This window comes from Acinetobacter sp. YH12145 (genome assembly GCF_013418335.1).
Classification (GTDB): domain Bacteria; phylum Pseudomonadota; class Gammaproteobacteria; order Pseudomonadales; family Moraxellaceae; genus Acinetobacter; species Acinetobacter amyesii.
Map to the genome: position 1 here is coordinate 106,408 of NZ_VPCE01000003.1, position 17,017 is coordinate 123,424.

Annotated in this window: 15 protein-coding genes and 4 tRNA genes; 12 read left to right on the plus strand and 7 right to left on the minus strand. The window is 40.0% G+C overall.

Going from position 1 to position 17,017, the window contains the following annotated elements:
• The first annotated feature begins 4 nt into the window (after positions 1–4).
• Both FTU80_RS03335 and FTU80_RS03340 read left to right on the plus strand, forming a co-directional pair.
• The gene (locus FTU80_RS03335; protein WP_180077697.1) at positions 5–1,300 is read left to right on the plus strand and encodes an MFS transporter; all 1,296 of its coding nucleotides are present in this window, start codon (positions 5–7) and stop codon (positions 1,298–1,300) included.
• Positions 1,297–2,640 carry an amidase gene (locus FTU80_RS03340; RefSeq protein WP_180084247.1) on the plus strand — a complete coding sequence of 448 codons (1,344 nt, stop codon included), beginning with the start codon at positions 1,297–1,299 and terminating at the stop codon, positions 2,638–2,640. Before FTU80_RS03335 ends, FTU80_RS03340 begins: the two co-directional genes overlap by 4 nt.
• Before the next feature lie 70 nt (positions 2,641–2,710).
• On the opposite strand, the gene FTU80_RS03345 is transcribed toward FTU80_RS03340, so the two are convergent.
• Complete coding sequence (locus FTU80_RS03345; protein ID WP_180084248.1) at positions 2,711–3,583, minus strand: ATP-binding protein; 873 nt, start codon at positions 3,581–3,583, stop codon at positions 2,711–2,713.
• 189 nt (positions 3,584–3,772) lie between these two features.
• On the opposite strand from FTU80_RS03345, the gene FTU80_RS03350 reads away from it, so the two are divergent.
• From FTU80_RS03350 to FTU80_RS03375, 6 genes are all read left to right on the plus strand, one after another.
• Positions 3,773–5,284 (plus strand): DUF3336 domain-containing protein, encoded by a 1,512-nt coding sequence (locus FTU80_RS03350; protein WP_180084249.1) that lies wholly within the window; start codon positions 3,773–3,775, stop codon positions 5,282–5,284.
• Positions 5,262–6,086: a protein kinase gene (locus FTU80_RS03355; RefSeq protein ID WP_180084250.1), complete on the plus strand. Its 825-nt coding sequence runs from the start codon at positions 5,262–5,264 to the stop codon at positions 6,084–6,086. The genes FTU80_RS03350 and FTU80_RS03355 overlap by 23 nt, the downstream gene beginning before the upstream one ends.
• A gap of 107 nt (positions 6,087–6,193) precedes the next feature.
• Positions 6,194–6,278 (plus strand) — tRNA-Leu (locus FTU80_RS03360).
• 37 nt (positions 6,279–6,315) lie between these two features.
• Positions 6,316–6,389, plus strand: a tRNA-Trp gene (locus FTU80_RS03365).
• Positions 6,390–6,425: 36 nt separating this feature from the next.
• Positions 6,426–6,510 (plus strand) — tRNA-Leu (locus FTU80_RS03370).
• Positions 6,511–6,583: 73 nt separating this feature from the next.
• Positions 6,584–6,668, plus strand: a tRNA-Leu gene (locus FTU80_RS03375).
• A gap of 304 nt (positions 6,669–6,972) precedes the next feature.
• Here the strand turns inward: FTU80_RS03375 and FTU80_RS03380 are convergent.
• Positions 6,973–7,176, minus strand: coding sequence for a hypothetical protein (locus FTU80_RS03380; RefSeq protein ID WP_078188846.1), 204 nt, complete (start codon positions 7,174–7,176; stop codon positions 6,973–6,975).
• 440 nt (positions 7,177–7,616) lie between these two features.
• Here FTU80_RS03380 and FTU80_RS03385 point away from each other — a divergent pair, with 440 nt between their 5' ends.
• Entirely contained in the window at positions 7,617–7,883 is a 267-nt protein-coding gene (locus FTU80_RS03385; RefSeq protein WP_111883866.1) for a hypothetical protein, read from the plus strand.
• Between the two features lie 91 nt (positions 7,884–7,974).
• Here the strand turns inward: FTU80_RS03385 and gloB are convergent, their stop codons facing one another.
• Positions 7,975–8,706: a hydroxyacylglutathione hydrolase gene (gloB, locus tag FTU80_RS03390; protein WP_180084251.1), complete on the minus strand. Its 732-nt coding sequence runs from the start codon at positions 8,704–8,706 to the stop codon at positions 7,975–7,977.
• Between the two features lie 109 nt (positions 8,707–8,815).
• Entirely contained in the window at positions 8,816–9,424 is a 609-nt protein-coding gene (locus FTU80_RS03395) for a flavin reductase family protein (RefSeq protein ID WP_180084252.1), read from the minus strand.
• Between the two features lie 104 nt (positions 9,425–9,528).
• Here FTU80_RS03395 and FTU80_RS03400 point away from each other — a divergent pair, with 104 nt between their 5' ends.
• Both FTU80_RS03400 and FTU80_RS03405 read left to right on the plus strand, forming a co-directional pair.
• Entirely contained in the window at positions 9,529–10,350 is an 822-nt protein-coding gene (locus FTU80_RS03400; RefSeq protein ID WP_180084253.1) for a PhzF family phenazine biosynthesis protein, read from the plus strand.
• A 149-nt stretch (positions 10,351–10,499) separates the two neighbouring features.
• Positions 10,500–13,268 carry a pitrilysin family protein gene (locus FTU80_RS03405; RefSeq protein ID WP_180084254.1) on the plus strand — a complete coding sequence of 923 codons (2,769 nt, stop codon included), beginning with the start codon at positions 10,500–10,502 and terminating at the stop codon, positions 13,266–13,268.
• An 81-nt stretch (positions 13,269–13,349) separates the two neighbouring features.
• Here the strand turns inward: FTU80_RS03405 and FTU80_RS03410 are convergent, their stop codons facing one another.
• Both FTU80_RS03410 and FTU80_RS03415 read right to left on the minus strand, forming a co-directional pair.
• Positions 13,350–14,414, minus strand: a complete 1,065-nt coding sequence (locus FTU80_RS03410) for an amidohydrolase (RefSeq protein ID WP_180084255.1) — start codon at positions 14,412–14,414, stop codon at positions 13,350–13,352.
• Positions 14,415–14,586: 172 nt separating this feature from the next.
• Positions 14,587–14,988, minus strand: a complete 402-nt coding sequence (locus FTU80_RS03415; protein WP_078188837.1) for a DUF3144 domain-containing protein — start codon at positions 14,986–14,988, stop codon at positions 14,587–14,589.
• Between the two features lie 106 nt (positions 14,989–15,094).
• On the opposite strand from FTU80_RS03415, the gene FTU80_RS03420 reads away from it, so the two are divergent.
• Complete coding sequence (locus tag FTU80_RS03420) at positions 15,095–15,727, plus strand: hypothetical protein (RefSeq protein WP_180084256.1); 633 nt, start codon at positions 15,095–15,097, stop codon at positions 15,725–15,727.
• A 35-nt stretch (positions 15,728–15,762) separates the two neighbouring features.
• Here the strand turns inward: FTU80_RS03420 and FTU80_RS03425 are convergent, their stop codons facing one another.
• Positions 15,763–17,007 (minus strand): MFS transporter, encoded by a 1,245-nt coding sequence (locus FTU80_RS03425; RefSeq protein WP_180084257.1) that lies wholly within the window; start codon positions 17,005–17,007, stop codon positions 15,763–15,765.
• Between the last annotated feature and the right edge of the window lie 10 nt (positions 17,008–17,017).

Below are 17,017 nucleotides of genomic sequence, written 5' to 3' on the forward strand. Positions count from 1 at the left end.
GCTTATGGATGAGTCAAAAATGCAAAACTCAATTTCCACACAAGGAAATGTATCACAAAAGAAAGTTATTCTTGCAGGAACTGTAGGAAATGCTATTGAATGGTTCGATTGGACGATTTATGCAACTTTTGCAGTATTTTTCGCGAAACAATTTTTCCCTTCAGATGATCCAACTGCATCCTTGCTTGCGACCTTCGCAATTTTTGCTGTAGGTTTCTTCATGCGCCCATTAGGTGGAATCGTATTGGGTATCTTTTCTGACCGCTATGGTCGAAAAGCAGCTTTGGCCGCAACCATCATAATGATGGCAGGTGGTTCTTTGATGATAGGTCTTTCACCAACCTATGAATCAATTGGTATTTTTGCGCCGATTATTTTGGTATTAGCGCGATTACTTCAGGGTTTATCTTTGGGTGGTGAGTTCGCTTCAGCGGCAACTTATCTTTCAGAGATGGCACCAAAAAATAAACGCGGATTCTATTCAAGCTTTATGTTTTTCAGTTCAGCGATTGGTATTTTGATGGCCTCAGGTCTTGCTTGGGCTTTAACAAGTGCTTTAACTGAAACGCAAATGAGCGAATACGGATGGCGTATTCCGTTTATTTTGGGTGCGATTGGCGGCTTGGTGGGTATGTGGATTCGTAAATCAGTACCTGATAGCGAAATGACCCATAAAAAAGAATCAGTAAAAAATCCTTTGGTTGTACTGATTAAACGTCATCCGAAAGAAACGCTTCGTATTGTGGGTATTTCTATCTTAACAACATTTGCATTCTATATTTTTGTGGTCTATGTCCCGACCTATGCCATTAAAGTTTTAGGCGCAGAGCCACAAACAGCCTTTGCTGCAAATACTGTTGGCTTAATTATCTTTATGCTGTGTCAGCCTGTATTTGGCTGGCTATCAGACAAAATTGGTCGTAAACCGCAGTTGATCGTGTTTGCTGTGGGATATTTAGTGTTCTTTTATCCAATCATTAAATGGATGGATGGCACGTTTGCATCAATTTTATTGGTCGAGCTTTTCGGCTTGGTTTTATATGCTTTATATACCGCCATTGGCCCAGCTGTCATGTCTGAACAGTTTCCGACAGAAGTTCGTGCAGTTGGCATTGGCGCACCCTACAACTTGATGGTGGCTTTACTCGGCGGCACAACACCGTATGTGCTAACTTGGCTACAAAGTATTGGTAAACAAGATTATTTCTACTTTATGGTATTGGTTGGCGCATTATTAACATTAATCACATTTATGAAAATGCCTGAAACGGCAGGAAAAGGTTTGGAAGATATAAAATGAATATTGTGAATTTATCTGCACTTGAGCTTGGTCGCCAGATTGCCTGCAAAAAGATAACTTCAGTAGAGACAGTTCAATTTTATATTGATCGAAACCAAACATTTAAACATCTAGATTGTATTTCGGAATTATTCGAAATCGAGGCTTTGCAACAGGCACAACATTTAGATGAGTTGCTTCAGCAAGGCAAACGATTGAGTCCATTTCATGGTGTGCCAATTTTACTAAAGGATAATCTGGATGTAGCGGGTCATATCACCTATGCAGGTACGGTTTATTTAGATCAAAAAGCGCAAGCGAACTGTAAACTGGTTGATCAATTGCAAGATTTAGGTTTTGTGATTTTAGGTAAAACAAAAATGACCGAGTTGGCTTTTGGTTTGTCTGGTCAAAATCCAATGCAAGGCACACCTAAAAACCCGTGGGCAGAGCAGCAATTTGCACCGGGTGGATCATCTTCAGGTTCAGCGGTTGCTGTGGCTAGTGGTCTTAGTCCTATGGCCTTTGGCGGTGATACAGGTGGTTCGATTCGTACACCAGCAGCATTAAATGGCATATTTGGTTTTAAACCTTCAGCCCATAAAATTGCCGACACGGGTGCAGTACCTTTATCCAAAACTTTAGATACTCTAGGGCCTTTTGCACGATTTGCAGATGATATTAGCGCTTTAGTCAATGTATTGATGGGGGTAGATGTTGGAGCGGCATCAAGTCAAAATGTAATTTATGCTTTAGATGAATCTGCATTTCCATATCCGCTTGAGCCTGAGGTATTAACCCTTTGGCGCGAAGGGCTAAAACGCATTGAATCATTGGGAATCGAAATTAAAAACTGGCAACCACCTACACATTTCGATTTTCATAATTTATCGGACCGGACGTCTGACATTATTGCTTATGAAAGTTATTTATATCATGGCGATACAGCTGAAAATGCTGAAACACAGATGTGGGAATTAGTTCGTCAGCGTGTGCTACGCGGTAAGAGTATTTCACAGGAAAAATACGAGTCATTGATTGCAGCGCGAACTGAGTTTCAGCAGACATTTAAAGCTTCTTTAAATGGTCAATGTTTGCTGTTTCCAGTGAGCCCATTCCTTGCAGCTGTGTCAAGCTCAACGGATACCGAGTTTAGTCATGTGGGTGAATACACGCGTCCATTTAACTATTTAGATGCACCAAGTTATGCTTTTCCAATGACTCAAAGTGAAAGTGGACTGCCGATGGGTATTCAGTTGGTTTCATATCAAGCTAATGATATTAATGTGGTAAACACAGTGCAGAAAATTGCCAATGGTTTAGGTATTCGTTCTGTGTTTCCACCTATTTGTCAGAATTAACGAATCATTTGTAATATTAAATAAAAAAAGAACCGCTATTGCGGTTCTTTTTTTATTTAGTTTTTTGGCTCTAGGCTTGTTTAAGTTGTTCTGACCCAATCCAATGCTTTGAAAATTGATAAGCAGCACGCCCTGAACGTTGCCCACGACCTTGACACCAACGTAGTGCCTCAGCACGCGCTTCATCTGTCCATGGCATTGCAGCTTTAGCCAAATAGTGTTCAACGATTTCTAAATATAAATTTTGATCCATTGGGTAAAACGACAGCCACATCCCAAAGCGGTCAGAAAGAGATATTTTTTCTTCAATCGCTTCTTGTGGATGTAATTCTGTATATTGAGGAACATCTACCTTGGTTACAGGTGTATTTTCATGCATGAATTCAGGCAATAAATGACGACGGTTACTGGTAGCATAAATAATAAAATTACTTGAACCTGATTGTAATGAACCATCCAAAACACTTTTTAAGCTGCGATAGTTTTCATCTTCAGCATTGAATGCCAAATCATCACAATATACGATAAATTTTTCAGGGCGATTTTTAATTAAATTTTGAATTTCTGGCAAATCAGATAGATCATCACGCTCAATTTCAATTAAACGTAAACCTTGGTCTGCATAATGGGTGAGCAGAGCACGGACGATGGATGATTTACCTGTACCACGAGAGCCAGTGAGTAAAACATCGTTGGCAGGTAAGCCTTTTAAAAACTGTAAAGTGTTTTGAATCACTTTTTCTTTTTGACGCTCAATTCCTTTTAAATCTTCTAAATACATGACTTTGGGCTGTTGAATGGCTTTAAGCTGTTTATCTTGCCATTTAAAAGCGATACTCGAAAAATCGGGTGCTTGTTTAAGCTCAGGCAAACTATGCTGTAGTTGTAAGAGTACAGTAGATAGTGATTGAAGGATGTTGTCAGGTAAATCAATTGTAGCCATGATAAGTCAGCTTGTCGTGTCTTGTTGTTGGTTAGTATATGACAGCAGTGTACATCAATAATGCAGTTATAATCGCCTAAATATGTCAAAGTTAAATGATTGTTCTGGCAGATCAGCGCTATTCGAACAACCAAAAAGTTGTTATAAATCTAGCCGAGTGAACAGTTTAAAATGTGCTGAGGGATAGTCATGTTGTTTACAGGGTTTTCAAAAAGTATTAATCCACATCAGGCATATCGGATAAAAAAATTAAAGCGTCAGCTTGACCGTGCTGAGTGTTATGAAGAATGGCAAGATATCGCACTTAAAATAGATGAAGAATCGGGTGCGCAAGAATGGAAATTCGATAATAGTTCACCGTATTTTGATGCAGAAATTATTACTCATCGTTTAGGGTTACTGAGACGATATCGTGCTCAGAAACGTACCCGAGATTTGATGTACATTTTAAGTGAAGGTTTAACTTATGATGTGGGCAATATTGCTCATCCTTTACTGTTTACAGAAGCCTACGTCGGCACCAAAAAAATTATTGAAGACTATGTTGATGAGGTGAGTCAAAGTTTGGCTTTTATCGCATCCGACGAATGCGTTTGTCTCAATGCTGTACAAAAAATTGAATTTTTTGAACAAAGCCAAAAAGCCTATGGTCAACCTGTTTTGATGTTTTCAGGCGGTTCAACTTTAGGTTTGTTTCATACCGGTGTGTGTAAAGCACTGATGGAACAAGATTTGATGCCAAAAGTTCTGTCTGGTTCCAGTGCTGGCGCCATTATGACCGGGATGTTGGGTGTATCTAAACCGTCAGAATTTACCAATTTATTAAATGGACAAAACTTCTTTAGTGAGGCATTTCACTTTCGTAAATTGACTGAGTTAGTGCAGGGTAATGGCGGTTTGGCAGATGTAAAATATCTGAAAAAGTTTTTGGTTGAAAACTTAGGTGACTTAACTTTTGCCGAAGCATATAAGCAATCAGGTCTGCATATCAATGTGGCAGTTGCGCCTTATGATGCATCACAAGATGCACGAATTATGAATGCGTATACATCACCCGATTTGTTGGTGTGGAGTGCAGTGTTGGCATCATGTGCAGTGCCCATTCTATTTCCACCAGTACGACTGACCAGTAAGCGTTATGACGGGCAATTTACGCCATATATGTCGGCAACGCGTTGGGTGGATGGCAGTGTGCGCAGTGATTTCCCACAGGAGAAAATGGCGCGTTTGTATAATATTAATTACAGTATCGCCAGTCAGGTCAATCCGCATATTGTGCCGTTTATGCAGGATGATGCTTCACGCTTTCGTAAAAGCATGTTGAGTTGGCCTGAGCGGATCGTTCGTCGTCAAGGTAAGGTGATTAGTAAAGGGGTGATGGATTTTGCCCGTGAGCGTGCAGGAAGTATCCCACCTGTAAGACGTTTGCTTGATCATGGTTATGGCGTGGTGGATCAGCGTTACTATGGTGATGTCAATATTGTGGGGAAATATGGCTTAAGACACTATAGTTATATGTTGCAAAATCCTCGACCCTACCTGTTTAAAGTATTGCAGCGTGAAGGTGAAAGAGCCACTTGGCCGAAGATTTCATTAATCGAAACGCAAGCCCGCATTGGTAAGACCATTCAGCATTGTTTGGAATTATTAAATTATCAAAATGAACCCAGTCAACGACATGCAGAATTTATTGCGGTTTAAATCCACAGATTTAGCGCAAATCATTTATGAGCCAAAAACCAAAACCAAAAGTTTGGTTTTTGGCCGTCGTCTATATCAATTTCAATTCAATCAACAACGTTATTGGCTCAAGGCGCAAGTCAGTGACAGCAGCCCTGAACATGTAGTTAGTTTTGGTCGAGAAATTGAGCTGTACCGGCTATTCAATCAAGCGTCTAGACAAAACAGCATCACGCTACCTTTTCAAGTGATAAAAGAGACGCATCTCAGTATTCAGCAAGAGCCTATTGATCGCCTATTAATACTGCCCAATGCTGAGCCTTGGTTCTTACAGCCTGTATCGAATTTGAGCATTGAGCAGGTGAGGCAAGTGCTATGGCAAGCAATCGATGTGGTTGAGCGATTAAGCTTGCACGGTTGGATACATGCAGATTTAAAACAAGAGCATTTTGTGAATTGGCAAGGGCAGTGCAGACTCATCGACTTTGAGCAAGCGCTACCATTAGATTTTGATCAGCAAAATGCCTTAACTGCGACACCACGTTATATGGCTCCAGAACTTTTCCATGGACAAGCAAAATCTTTGCACAGTGATATCTATGCGCTGGGGATTATTTTCTTGGAATGGCTGACATCACAGCGTTTAGAGGCGAAAAACTATGAAGATTGGGCCTATTTACATTGCCAACGCTTAAAGCTTGATCTGCCGATGCAACATCAAGGGTTTAATCAGCTATTGCAACACATGTTGATGAAGCAAAAAAATGACAGATTGGTGGATTTTTATCGCTTAAAAAGCGACTTAGTTGCTGAATTTGCTTAAGAAAAATACAAAAAAGGCACTATTGTTTTTTATTTAAACAAACAAGATGCTTTTTTATAAAAAAGGCTTGTCATGTAAGGGTGATCTCTATAATATACACAGCCATCGGGGACGTGGCGAAATTGGTAGACGCACTGGATTTAGGTTCCAGCGCCGCGAGGTGTGAGAGTTCGAGTCTCTCCGTCCCCACCACTGAATTACTAAACATGAGTTTGGTAATGAAGGTCACAGAGGATTGGTGTAATGGTAGCATGACGGTCTCCAAAACCGTTCGTCAAGGTTCGAATCCTTGATCCTCTGCCAAGTTTTAAAAAGTCTGACATTGTCAGCAACCCTGTTGGGGACGTGGCGAAATTGGTAGACGCACTGGATTTAGGTTCCAGCGCCGCGAGGTGTGAGAGTTCGAGTCTCTCCGTCCCCACCACTTAATTTATTAAGTTGCAAAATAAACAGGTTTTTAAAACAAATTAAAGTCTGACATTGTCAGCACCCGAGTTGGGGACGTGGCGAAATTGGTAGACGCACTGGATTTAGGTTCCAGCGCCGCGAGGTGTGAGAGTTCGAGTCTCTCCGTCCCCACCATTAGATTAAGCAAGGTTTTATACCTTGCTTTTTTGTTTTGAAATTCGAAAAAATCAGTGTCTTAAACATGGTCTTTTTTGAAGACTAATTCTAATAAAAAAATCTAATGAAAGAATGATGAACCAGAGATACAGCAAGATGTCTTATCTTGCTTTTTTATTGTCTGAAATTTATCTCGTTAAAATGAGTCAGTAAAACAAAGATGAAAAAAAGCCCGCATATACGGGCAAATTTAGAAATGCGGATTCGAATCAATCGAATTAAATCATTTATTTCTAATCGTTCGAATAAATTATAAAGAAGATTATGCCTTTAAATGATCTTCAAACTCTTCACCGAGCTGCATGGCCAAAGCATTACCAGACAAGTCTACAGTCACTAGACCATATTCTTTTTTAAAACTGAATGTAAATCCACGATTATCTGCCAGTGTACGAACAGAATATCCTAACTTTTCTAACCAAAGACGGAAGGCAACTAAATTTTTTGCTTTAACCACTTTTTTCACGAGCGAACTCCTTATCAATCATTAAAATATTAAATAGGGGTGTCAAAATATTTTTTAAAGGGGAAATGAAAAACTTTTATTTAAAATATGAAATTTTGATGGATAAATAAACAGATTATCGGCTTGTAAACGGTATAAACTCATTTAACTTGCTGTTTTATAACAAGCTAAACTTAATGTAAGTAAATATAACGTATTTAAAAATTAGGTTTTTGGCAGTTGGATTAAAATATATCCTATGTGCATAGAGAAGCTGTGCACAAAATAAACGATTGCTTGGCTTAGAATGCACAGCTGTTTGGGCATGCAGTTGTGGATTGCAAATAACAGCTTGTTCAAAACCTAATTCGCTGGATAGGTGAGCTTGCAATGCTATTTCTCATCAAGATTTGTCGAAATGCTTTTATACTATGTCCCATCGATATAAATAGATTGAACGCATGCAAAACATTGAGCACGCTGTCAAAGCAAAAATTGAACAGATGCAACAAGCGGGACAGACGCCTGTTGCGGTGATGCTTGGACATGAAGATTGGTTAGTCTTTTCGGAGCAATCCAAAGTGGCATATACACCATTTGGTAGTGCGCGACGTTATCAGCCGGCATTAGGTGGTTTATTGATGGTACGTATCGATGAAATGCAAGCCGTACGAGTTGTGACTCAAGCTGAATTGGATGAATTTGCTGCCACCAATCAAATTTTATAAACATAAAATGATGAATCGGCCCGAAATATTCATCACAAATAAAACAGTTTATTTGTGATGAAATCTAAAATGCTTATAACTCGCAATCCAATTAAAAATTGTCTTTGAGTTCTCTTAAGCGCTGAAACGCTTCAACACTTTCTGCGCGTAAAAATGGATTAGTTTCTAATTCTAGTTCAATACTGCTCGGTAAAGTACATTGTCCAAGCATTCGTAGTGATGCAACCTCATCAAACCGCTGTTGTATGGCAAGATTGTCAGGTTCAACATGCCGCGCAAACTGCGCATTCGATAGGGTGTATTCGTGAGTACAATACACTTGAGTTTCAGCAGGGAATGCGGCTATACGGTTCAATGAATCGTACATTTGTTGAAAGGAGCCTTCAAATAAACGTCCACAGCCCATAGCAAATAATACATCGCCACAGAAAAGTGTATGAATGTCATCGATAAAATATACGATATGACCGAGGGTGTGGCCGGGCGTTGCTGTTATTTCGACTTCAAGACCATGAATTTCAAAACGGTCATTATGATCGAGAGGATAATTCACCCATGGAATACGGCTCAATTCTGCACGGGGACCGTAAACAGCAATGTTTTTATCCTGAATAAGTTCTGGTACGCCACCGACGTGATCTTTATGCCAATGCGTTAGCCAAATTTGCGTAAGATTGAGTTGATGTTCCTGACAATAGCGCTCGACCAAGGCAGCTTCAGTAGGATCTACTGCAATGACATCATGGCTTTCGGTGTGTTCAAGCAGCCAAATATAATTTTGCAGTGAATTTTTGACATCCAATGTATGTATTTTAAACGTCATATCCATTCATTCAATATTTAAAATTAAGTTAAAGTTAGCATGAAAATGCTCAAAACGGATGATTATTGATTTTCAACCTTAGGTAAACGACAGAGTTCATAGCACTATTTTAGTCTGGTGTCTCGTCTACAGATACGGGATTACCAATGGTATAAAAGTGCCCGCCAGCAACATGGTGTAGGCTTTTCCATTCATCTGCTACTTCATGATAATACCAATGTCCGTTACGGAAGACGCGGTCGTCTGCATAGGCAGCAATGACTTCGCCAATAAACAGATCGTGCGCTTGTTGATTGTGCGGCTCAGGAATAAGTTTGCACAGTAGCCAAGCAGCACAACCTTCAACCACAGGAATATTTGAGTTATTAAATTGAAATAATTCCACGCCACATTGGCGTAATTTTTCTGGCGCATCACGTTGGCTCATCATGCCAAGTGCATAGACCAGTTTGAGTTGTTTTAGTGTTGGTACTTGTAAGGCGAAATAGCCTGAATTCTCGATAATCTCACGTGTTTTAGTTGATTTATCCAGTACTACCGTCACTTTTGCAGGATTGAACTCTAAGGCGCATGCCCATGCCGCAGTCATCACACCGGTATGGGTTTGATCCTGAGCAGAGACGAGCACAGTCGGCCCATGATTTAAAAGTCGGTATGATTTTTCTAAAGGAACGGGGTGAATATGCGTTTTCAAAATTATGCCTATAGTTAAGTGCATCTAAAACTTAGATGTTTTATTAAAAAGTGTTGCTACATAGCATATAACGCATGAAATATTTTCAAAAGCCTTTAATATAAATCACTAAATCAGGAGTTCTATCAATGAAAATGTATCAAGTTGACGCATTTACCCAAGTGTTATTTAAAGGCAACCCAGCGGCGGTTTTGGTGTTGGATGAATGGTTAGATGAACACTTGATGCAACAGATTGCTTTGGAAAATAATCTGTCTGAAACTGCATTTGTGAAAAAAATTGACAGCAGTAATTATGAAATTCGTTGGTTTACACCGACCACTGAAGTGGACTTTTGTGGACATGCGACATTGGCCAGTAGTTATGTGCTTTTTGAGTTTTATACGGCTGAAAAAAATATCCAATTTCATGTCAAAAATCTCGGTATTTTTAGCGTAAATAAAGCTGAAGATGGAAAAATTCTGATGAATTTCCCTGTGCGTCGGGCACAGGTCGTGAGCGATTATCCTGAAGAGTTACGTCTAGGGTTGAGTCAACCTTTTAAGCAGGTTTATCAGAATGCGCAGGCGTATATCGTGGAATACGAAACGGCTCAACAAGTTTTGGACGAACAACCGAATTTTGAAATTTTAAAACGTCTTGGCAAAATCCGCACCGCCATCACAGCGCCGGGTACGATCACTGATGTTGCAATCACTGCGGCAGCCCAGCAATATGACTGTATTTCACGCTATTTTGCACCGGGTAATGGCATCAATGAAGATCCTGTTACGGGTTCTATTCATACCGGAATCGTGCCAATTTGGGCAGAACGTCTAGAAAAACGTCAAATCTTGGCGTATCAAGCATCAAGCCGTGGTGGTGAGTTACATTGTCAAATGCTCGAAAATGACCGTATAGAAATCTCAGGCTATGCGTGTTTATATATGCAGTCGGACATTTATATCTGAACATAAATCAAATACATGCTGTCGAAATCTGCGGCATGTATTTAATAAAAAGTAACTATTAATCCTGAAAAGCTCAGCATAAAATCAAAACCAATCTGATCGACAGCACAGCGCTGATCGATACTAAATATAAAGGACACTTGAATTACATGCGTATTAAACATTTAACGCTTTCATTTTTTTTTGCAGGTTTAAGTACAAGCCTCTTTGCTCAACCTGTATTGGTTAAAACTGAACAAGCCATTGAAGAATATAAATTAGACAACGGTTTTCGTGTGGTTTTGGCGCAAAACGATAAAGAAAGCAAAGTGTTTATGAATACGGTGTATTTCACGGGTTCATTAAATGACCCTGCGGGCAAAGGTGGTTTGGCACATTTGCTTGAACATTTGGCCTTTAAAGGGACTGAAAATGTCAAAGGTGATGAATTTCAGCGTCGCTTAGACCAATTCACGCTGATGACCAATGCCAGTACGGATTATTATTCAACGAAATATACCAATGTGATTCGTCCTGAACAAAGTTCAATCGATCAAGTTTTGCATTTAGAAGCAGAACGGATGGATAAATTGGTACTTCAGGAAAAATTTGTACCGACAGAAATTGATATCGTTAAGCGTGAACGTGAAATTCGTTTAGATCAGCCATTTTCAGTGTTAATCGACCAAGTTTTAAAAGAAGCCTATGGCAATCAATCTTTAGGCCGCTTACCGATAGGTGATTTGAAAGAACTTCAATCCATCAATATGAACGAATTAAACCAGTTCTATCGCCGTTGGTATGCGCCAAATAATGCAGTGATGGTGATTTCTGGTAAGTTTGATAAAGCTGCTGTATTAAAACAAATTGATCAACAATTTAGCCCAATTGCCGCACGCCAAATTCCTGAACAGGCCAAAGTCCCTAAATTAGATGGAACGAAATTAAAGCAACGCGAATTTACCGTTCATAAGGGCAGTGACTTTGGTAAATTTAATATTTATTTAAATGGTGCAGTCGAACCGATTAAAACCGCTTTGGCGGTATCTCCAACTTTGTATACCTTACAGCCAAGTGGGCATTTGTATCAAAGCATGGTGGAAACAGGGACAGCAACCGCAGTTCAATCCACCACATGGTTAGATAAAGATTTTAATTTGGTGTTTATGGGGGCGATATATGGCCCAAGTCATGATGCTAACAAAGTAGCAACCAGTCTGGCACAAGGTGTAGAGCAGAATAAAGCCTTTAATGACGTCGAGCTAAACCGTGTTAAAAGCTTGACTCGAAATATGGCTGACAATGTTAAGAATAGCGCTACGGCTCTTGGCGAACGTCTCAGTTCTTATACTGTGGCTTATAACGGGGACTGGTCTCAATATTTCCGAGACTTAGATAAAGTACAAAAGCTGAATGTAAGCGACGTGAATCAGGTGTATAAGGACTTTCTAAAGCCCGAATACCGTGTCACAGGAAATATTCTGCCTACACCTGAAGATCAAAAGAAAGCACAGCAACAGGCTGCGTCAAAACCTGCTGAAACTTTAGATCAGCAAGCGCCTGCAGAAGAGCCATTGAAAGATGCGAGTGTTTATCGTGCTGAAGTGAAGCAATATGTTGCAGAGTCAAAGCAATATTTAAATCAGAAAGAAAAGCAGATTCAGCGAGCTAAATTTAAAAACGGCATTCAGTATGCATTGTTTCCAACTAAAACCCGTGATGACAAAACCTATGCCACGATTGCATTGGATTTTGGTACAGCGCAAAGCTTAATGAATAAAGGTGAGTTGCTAGATTTGACAGCTTACCTCATGTTCCGTGCATCTAAAGATCAAAGTTTGCAGCAAATTGCCGATAAAATTATTGATGTTGGTGGTGGTGCAACGGTCAGTGCAAATGATAATGGCCTGATGATTCAAGTGGTTGCTCGCAAAGAAAAATTTGCTGACTTTTTGCAATATGTCATTGATGTTATTAAAGCGCCAGCATTTGAACAATCACAATTTGATTTAATCAAAGCGCAAAGTTTGTCGAGTTTGGATCGACCTTATACAGAGCCGGATACCGTTGCAGCAATGACTCTGTCGCGTATTGTCGAGATCTATCAACCGGGGGATATTCGTTATCACTTCGAACCTGAACTTGCGAAAAAACAAATTGAGTCGGCTACACGTGATCAAGTGCAGCAGTTACATCAGAAATTCTTTAAAACACATCACGCACAAATTGCGGTAACAGGTGATTTTGATACCAAGCAAATAGAAAAAATTCTGAAAAAAGAATTTGCAGATTGGAAAACCAGCGAGCCATATCAACGCTTAGAGTCTACATTTACAGCGTATCCTGCACAGAAAGTGCATGCATTGTCTGAACAGCGTGAGTTTGGTAGTTACCAAGCCATTATGACTCTACCTGTAGGTGTGGAACATACTGATTCTCCTGCACTACAAGTATTACGCCACATACTTGGTGATTCACAGTTGTCTTCACGTTTAGCTCAAGAGTTACGTGAAAAGAATGCACTGGTTTATGGTTTTAGTGCAGACATTAATTTTGATGAATGGGTGAATTCAGGTGTACTGAGTATTGATGCAAACTACACTGCGGGTAAATCAGCACAAGTTTCTCATTCTGTTCATAAAGTGTTGCAAAACTTATTGAAAAATGGCGTGACGGAACAGGAAGTAGAAGCAGCCAAAGCCAGTATTTTGAAAAAGCGTTTAACTGCACTTGAAGATGACCGTCGCATTCATAGTATGTTGATTCCACAGTTAGAAAAAGGTCGTGATTTAAACTATCGTGAAAAGCGTGATCAACGCATTGCTAGTTTGACCAAAGCGGATGTTAATGCTGTCATCAAAAAATATATTCAACCTGAGCGTTTGGTTGAGGTGATGGCTGACCAATATGGTCAAGCTGTAAAATCTACTCAAATATAAACTTAATAAAAAAATCCTCCATCTGGAGGATTTTTTTTGAGCTACAATGGATAACTTGATAGCGAGATTTTCTTAACGAACTTATAGGCGGTAGAACTGACGGGCATTTTGTTGGAAGACTAAAGTCAGTGCTTCAGGATCATAACTCGCCACCGCATCTGAAAATGCGTCAATAATATTCACCAAAGATGCACTCACACTATCCATCGGGAAGTTTGAGCCAAACATCACACGGTATTTCCCAAAGCATTGTAGAGCATGCGAAATAAGCGGGAAGGCACAATCGAAAATCTCTTGTTTAGATGCAAGGCGTTGTTCTTTATGAAACTGATGACCCAGCACCGGCATGAATAATCCAGACATTTTGGTATAAACATTTGGGCAACTTGCCAGTTCAGCTAAATCATCTTTCCAACGAAACAAGATATTGTCACGTGAAGTTTGGGTTAAGCCTGTATGTGAGCCGACAGGTCCAAAGGCACCGACAGGTGTCCCAAAATGATCCAGCACGATAGATGTTTCAGGGAAAGCACGTGCTAAAGCGGTTAAATCACGAATTTGGTCTGAATAAACCCATGCATCAAAACTTAAATTCATTTGAGCAAGAGCTTCAAAACCTTTCATAAATTTTTTATTGGTATAGAGATGGGGCTCATTGGTCCATGCATGAACTTTTGGGTCTTCATGTACAGCTGCCATTTTTCGTATGCCACGAAAATGTGGGGAGGCTTGTTTATGCATTTTAAGAATTTTCTTAAAACTACTGTCACATGGGTCTGCAGTGCCGACTATGGCGCCAAGTTTAATTTTTTGAGCGTTAAAGTCTAAGGATTCAATGAACTTGGTTTCACCAACTACCCCTTTACCTTTATGGTCATGCCAGCTCGCTTCTACATGTACGATTTGATCGACCTGATAATGTCCTGCATCTTGCTTATAATTTTCAGGCAAATACGGTGTCGTCACATGTTTGGTCAATCCAACAGTGTCAATTAACTCTTGCGGATTAACTAAGCGCATCATTTTGTCGAGCAAGTAGGGATGTTTACCCAATAATTTCACGGCAAGTGAAGCGGCATGTGGGGTATTGTATGGATCCCATTGATGTATATGTGAATCCACGATGGCAAAATCGAGCGTCTGCATTGCTATCCTTGTCCTTAAAACCATGTCCATTTCTTGCGTATTTCATTGTATTTTCGAATACGCGAGGCACTGAAAATAGCATGAATGATGAAAATACAACGTTATGACTAAATATTAAATCAAAGCTTTGTGAAAGAGAAGTTGTATAAAAAAAGCCCCGAAGGGCTTTTGATTAATGCTGATGATCGTGGTCGTGATCATGCTTATTTGCATGGAATTCTTCGTTATGACGGAAGCGAAGATAGTTTTCAAACTGTTCGCAATATTCATCATAATTATCTTCAAGCATCATTTGAAATTGTTGAAGAATATAAGACATCACTTGATCTTTGGCATCACGCATTTCTTTGCCATCTTTGAAGCCATTTGCAGCAACCCAAGTATTAAAGCGAGCAGTACCAAATAACATGGCAGCACTCACTTGACCGCGCATTTCTGCAGGTTTGACTTGAGAACCTTTTTCAACACGACAAAATTCATTGGCTTGTTTAATAAATTCATCCGCACGTTCAAAGAAAGCTGCATTCAACGCTTCTTCTTCGGTTACATCAGTAGCTTCAATCTTTTGAACCATGAATGTGTCCTAGCATAAAAATCTAATGCAGTATTATAGGCAAAGCCTTGCAGAAACTAAACCTTTGACTTAATCTAAAAATAGCCTAAGTAGAATGGAATGCTCCATGCAAGATGCAATCGCAGTGCAAAGTCTGAAAAGTGATATTGCATTACTTCGACAAAATATTTGGCCGCCCTCAACCTTAGCCAATGTAGAAGGGCTGCCCATTTATTATGGTACACAATCTGAAGTAGCCGAATATTATGCGCAGTGGACTGGCTTAATTGAACGTGCTCAGGACTTATTTCAGCCCTTTATGGAAGATGAAGTCCTCGATGCAGTCCATTTGCCGAGTCATTTGAATCTGCCGCTTTTTTATTTTCACGTGGATCGTATTCGAATCAACAAAACACGGGCGAAAGAATCTAAAACCTTTCGTGGTATTGCCAGCTTAGTTGAAAAATGTGGGCAATTTGAAGCAGATCAAATTCAAGCGATGCGGCTATGGCTAGACAGCGATGATACGGCAGCTTTGGTCGCACACCGTGAATTTATTGACCTCAGAACCTATGTATTTCAACATGGACAAAGTGAATACACCCGTACCCGTTTTTATGTGAATGGCATTGTACTCAGTGTCGAAAACGACTTTAAATTGGTGGATGCCCGTGACAAACCACGTAAAGCTCGTAGTGATAGCTATAGTGACCCTTTAGCAGATAACAATACGTGGAAAATCTTTGGGAAATATCGTTAATCAAATGTTTTGACGACATTAGTTAGAGCGTGGACTTAGTTCGCTGCACAAGGAAGCTTTGGATTATTTAATCCACGTCCTAAAGTGAATATAGCCACTATGGCAGATGCGACAAAGATCATCACCGAATACAATAAGGTATTGGCATTAAAATGATCAACAATATAGCCGCCAAACAGTGAGCCACACGCAATCATGAGTTGGAAAATACCAATAAACAGTGGCATACCTTTTTCAACAGCTTCAGGGGCATGTACAAACATCCAGATATTGGCCGTTGTAGGAAATGCCCCAAAGGCGAAACCCCATAATGCGGTTAAAAGATATGCACCAAATAAATGAACTGCAAAGTGTGGAAAGCTAAAAAATACCACGATAAAACTGAAGGCAACAAAAGCAAGGGTATAGCGGACATTGATGTTGCTGCTATAACCTGCAAATAAATTACCAAAGAAACCTGCGATGCCGTAGATCAATAATAATGAACTGATGGTGGTCGCATCAAAGCCTGCATGATTTTTAAAAAATGGGGCGAGATAACTATAAGAAGAAAAATGAGCAAAACCAATTAATAAAATAATAATCAGTCCTTTACGTGCTTTATCATGTTGAATCAGTGCAGGTAAATCACTAAATCGAATAGCCGATGTTGGTGGAAGTTTTGGCAGGAATTTGATTTCTAAAACTAAAATGATGATGCCAATCACTGCAATGATTTGAAATGCACTACGCCAACCTAACCAGTCACTTAGCCAAGTGCCTAATGGAACACCTAATACCGTCGCTAAAGTGACGCCCGCCATGACGATTGCAGTGGCTTTGGCTATGGCGAGATGACTGGGTGCGACACGTCCACTCAAAGCTATGGCTGTTGCCCAAAATCCACCGATAGCAATACCCAGTAGAAAACGGCTAAACAACAACAGTGCAAAGCTTTCTGCGAAGCCAGTTATAAAATTAGAAATGACCATAATCACGGTTAAAGCAATCATTAAGATACGACGGTCAAGTTGCTTCACAGCAACAGAAAGCAGGGGCGCTGCGATCGCACCCATAATGCCAGGGAGGGTAATCACCCAACCTGCGGTACCTACACTAATTTTTAAATCCTGAGCGATGGCATTTAACACGCCAATGGGTAAAAACTCACTAGTGACAAGTGCGAAAGCTGTAATAGCAACAGTGAGGATTGCAAACCAATTCCCTTGATTGGGGGAAGACTCATCAGGCTGCTGCGTCAACTGTTCATCTTGTTTTAAAGCTGTAGCATGCGTATTCATAGCGTTACAC